Origin of the sequence: Sphingopyxis sp. (assembly GCF_035250425.1) — a bacterium.
Classification (GTDB): Bacteria; Pseudomonadota; Alphaproteobacteria; order Sphingomonadales; family Sphingomonadaceae; genus Sphingopyxis.
The window spans coordinates 1-3270 of sequence record NZ_DATFFD010000202.1; the positions used below are offsets into that span (position 1 = coordinate 1).

General features: G+C 65.0%; 6 protein-coding genes. 3 read left to right on the top strand and 3 right to left on the bottom strand.

What is annotated here, in order from left to right; translation table 11 throughout:
- The 3 genes from VJ811_RS12005 to gluQRS all read right to left on the bottom strand — a co-directional run.
- The coding region (locus VJ811_RS12005; protein WP_324072607.1) for a cob(I)yrinic acid a,c-diamide adenosyltransferase at positions 1 to 433 on the bottom strand (433 nt) is incomplete at its 3' end.
- A 10-nt stretch (positions 434 to 443) separates the two neighbouring features.
- Complete coding sequence (locus tag VJ811_RS12010; protein ID WP_324072609.1) at positions 444 to 668, bottom strand: HIG1 domain-containing protein; 225 nt, start codon at positions 666 to 668, stop codon at positions 444 to 446.
- A gap of 10 nt (positions 669 to 678) precedes the next feature.
- Entirely contained in the window at positions 679 to 1542 is an 864-nt protein-coding gene (gene gluQRS, locus VJ811_RS12015; protein WP_324072611.1) for a tRNA glutamyl-Q(34) synthetase GluQRS, read from the bottom strand.
- Between the two features lie 170 nt (positions 1543 to 1712).
- On the opposite strand from gluQRS, the gene VJ811_RS12020 reads away from it, so the two are divergent.
- The 3 genes from VJ811_RS12020 to VJ811_RS12030 all read left to right on the top strand — a co-directional run.
- Complete coding sequence (locus tag VJ811_RS12020; RefSeq protein ID WP_324072613.1) at positions 1713 to 2279, top strand: HNH endonuclease; 567 nt, start codon at positions 1713 to 1715, stop codon at positions 2277 to 2279.
- 202 nt (positions 2280 to 2481) lie between these two features.
- The gene (locus VJ811_RS12025; protein ID WP_324072615.1) at positions 2482 to 2907 is read left to right on the top strand and encodes a YbaY family lipoprotein; all 426 of its coding nucleotides are present in this window, start codon (positions 2482 to 2484) and stop codon (positions 2905 to 2907) included.
- 64 nt (positions 2908 to 2971) lie between these two features.
- The coding region (locus VJ811_RS12030) for a phosphoenolpyruvate carboxylase (protein ID WP_324072616.1) at positions 2972 to 3270 on the top strand (299 nt) is incomplete at its 3' end.

The following is a 3270-nucleotide window of genomic DNA, read 5'->3' on the forward strand; positions in this document are numbered from 1 at the left end:
CGCGTTCGGCACGGCGCGTCACCGCGCGCGCGACATGGAGCTGCGCCGCGGCTTCGGTGCCGCCGGGGAGGATGAAGCTTTTGAGCGCGTCCAGCGCCGCATTCATCGCGTCGATCTCGTCCTCCAGCCGCGCGATCTGGCTCGGCACGATGCGCAGCGCCATTTCGTGCGGACCGAAGCCGAACTGGATATCGGGCGGGGTCGCCAGATCGGCGCCGAGGTCGAACATCTCGTTCTGGATCCGCGCGAGCATCGCGGCTTCGTCGCTCGCCGGGTCGAGCGCGGCGGCGGCAAGCCCGATCCAGCTGTTCGCTTCGTCGACGTCGCCGATCGCCGCCATCAGCGCGTCGGATTTGGCGATGCGCGAGCCGTCGACGAGCCCGGTGGTGCCGTCATCGCCGGTGCGCGTGTAGATCTTGTTGAGCTTGACCATATGCGCCGGCCTATTTGCCCGCGGCGAAGAGGCCGATCAGCACGAGCAGGATGATGGTGATCGCCTGCCACTTCACGCGCGACATCATCATCCGGTTCTGCATCACCTGATTCTCGTGGACGGTGCCGTCCATCCGGGCCTTGTGCCCTTGCGAGAAATAGAAGAGCCCGCGCGCGAGCGAGAAGAGGACGAAGCCGGCGGCGATCACGACGCCAAGGATGAGAAGGATTTCCATAAGTCCTAATCTAGGGATTTTGCAGCGAATAGCCAGCGGGAAGCCGGTCGGCGGCCAAATCGGCGGCGAGCGCGCGCCCGTCGATCCCAGCCGCGCGGAGCGACGCGAGCGACGCCGCGGCGTCGCGTTTCGCGAGCCTTTTGCCGTCCGCACCGCAAACGAGCGCGTGGTGGCGATAAAGCGGGGTCGGCAGATCGAGCAGCGACTGGAGCAGCCGGTGGACGTCGGTCGAGGCGATGAGGTCGGCGCCGCGGATGACATGCGTTACCCCCATCATCGCGTCGTCGAGCGTGCTCGCGAGATGATAGCTCGCCGGCGCGTCCTTGCGCGCGAGCACGATATCGCCGTGCGCCGCCGGATCGGCGGACCGAAGCCCCTGCCCCGCCTCCTCCCATTGCAGACCGCCACTTTCGGCAAGCGCACGCGCGGTGTCGAGGCGCCAGCAATGCGGTTCGTCCACGAGGCGGCGTGTCCGCTCGGTTTCGGACAAGCCCCGGCAGGTGCCGGGGTAGATCGCGCCCGCCGGTCCGTTTGGGGGTCCATGCGGCGCCGACAGGCTGGCGGCGATGTCGGCGCGGGTACAAAAACAGGGATAGACGAGGCCGCGCGCGCGCAGTTTGCCCAGCGCGGCGGCATAATCGTCGAGCCGCGCCGACTGGCGCACCGGATCGCCGTCCCAATCGATCCCGAGCCAGGCGAGGTCGGCGAGCGAGGCACCGACATACTCCTCGCGCGAGCGGCTGCCGTCGATATCGTCGATGCGGATCCGGAACTTTCCGCCCGCATCGCGCGCCGCATTGTACGCGAGCACCGCGCTATAGGCGTGGCCGAGGTGGAGTTCGCCGGTCGGGCTGGGGGCGAAGCGAGTCAGCATAAGGCGGGTAAAATTTCCATATTCTGTGTCGCCTTCCCGTGAATCCTTCCATATCTTGCGATAAAAGCCCCCTTGACGTCAGATTCTGATGCGGCATGTAATACGCATGTCACTTGGGGAAGGCAGTGGCGCGCCAACCCGCGCAAATATGGGGGCAGCGTCCTAAAGCCATGTTCCATCCCGATCTCGCCCGGCATCCCGATAATTGTCCCGCCCTTGTCCTGAATGCCGACTATACGCCGCTCAGCTATTACCCCCTGAGCCTGTGGCCGTGGCAAACCGCGGTCAAGGCGGTTTTCCTCGACCGCGTCACCATCGTCGAAAATTACGAACGCGAAATCCATTCGCCGACGAAGACGATGCCGATCCCGAGCGTGATCGCGCTCCGCCAATATGTGAAGCCGTCGCAGCACCCGGCGTTCACGCGCTTCAATCTGTTCCTGCGCGACCGGTTTTCGTGCCAATATTGCGGGTCGGGCAAGGATCTGACCTTCGATCATGTCGTGCCGCGCCGGCTGGGCGGGCGGACGACATGGGAAAATGTCGCGACCGCGTGCGCGCCGTGCAACCTGAAAAAGGGCGGGCGCACCCCGCAACAGGCGCATATGCCGATCTATCGCCAGCCGTGGCGCCCGACGAGCTGGCAGTTGCAGGACAATGGGCGCGCGTTCCCGCCGGGCTATCTGCATACGAGCTGGATCGACTGGCTGTATTGGGATGTTGAACTGGAGGGATAATCGGTCCACCGTCCCGTTCGTCATTCCCGCGAAGGCGGGGATCCCGCTTTGCGCCTCGTGTGAAAACGCATAATCTCGCGCAAGGGCACAAGGAAGAAAGCGGGATTCCCGCCTTCAGCCATTGGCTGAAGTTTATCCTGAGCGCCTGCCAAGGCAGCCGAAGGGCGGGAATGACGGGGATGGGTTCAGGAAGGATAGATCAATGATCCGTTTCGCCGCCGCTTTCGCCCTCGGGCTTTCCACCTTCGCGCTGTCCGCCTGCGCCTCGACGGGCGAGGCGGCCAACCAGCAGACGACGGTCAGCGGCAAGATCGCCTATCGCGAGCGTATCGCGCTGCCGCCGAGCGCGCAGATCGAGGTGCGGCTCGACGATGTCAGCCTCGCCGACGCACCAGCCCGCAATATCGCGCGGCAGGCCTTCGCGGCCGACGGCAAGCAGGTGCCGATCGCCTTTCTGCTCCGCTTCGACCGCAGCGCGATCGACCCGAAGCACAGCTATGCCGTGTCGGCGCGCATCACCGGCGACGACGGCAAGCTGATGTTCATCACCGACACGCGCAACTCTGTTACGTTCGATGCCGGGTCGGAGATCGATGTTGGCACGTTGAACCTCGTCAAGACGAACTGATCTTATAGAAGCATAGCTATGCGCCGCTTGACGCTGCGCCTTCGCAGGTGCAGCAATCCGGCGCATGGGCCCGCCTATCCAGATCTCGCAAAATCCCGACATCCGCTATTTGGGGCGGATCCTCGGCGACGTCATCCGCGCCTATGGCGGTGACAAATTGTTCCGCCAGACCGAATATATCCGCTCGTCGAGCGTCGACCGGCACCGCGGCATCGCGGGGGCCGAGGCGATCGATCCGGGGCTCGATGCGCTGAGCCTCGACGACACGATCGCGTTCGTGCGCGGCTTCATGCTGTTTTCGATGCTCGCCAATCTTGCCGAAGACCGGCAGGGGGTCGCGGCCGAGCCCGAGGCGACAGTCGC

What these genes read in the sequence shown, in the direction of transcription:
- VJ811_RS12010 (WP_324072609.1), bottom strand. Translation starts at nt 668, where the DNA reads ATGGAAATCCTTCTCATCCTTGGCGTCGTGATCGCCGCCGGCTTCGTC.
- gluQRS (WP_324072611.1), bottom strand. Translation starts at nt 1,542, where the DNA reads ATGCTGACTCGCTTCGCCCCCAGCCCGACCGGCGAACTCCACCTCGGC.
- VJ811_RS12020 (WP_324072613.1), top strand. Translation starts at nt 1,713, where the DNA reads ATGTTCCATCCCGATCTCGCCCGGCATCCCGATAATTGTCCCGCCCTT.
- VJ811_RS12025 (WP_324072615.1), top strand. Translation starts at nt 2,482, where the DNA reads ATGATCCGTTTCGCCGCCGCTTTCGCCCTCGGGCTTTCCACCTTCGCG.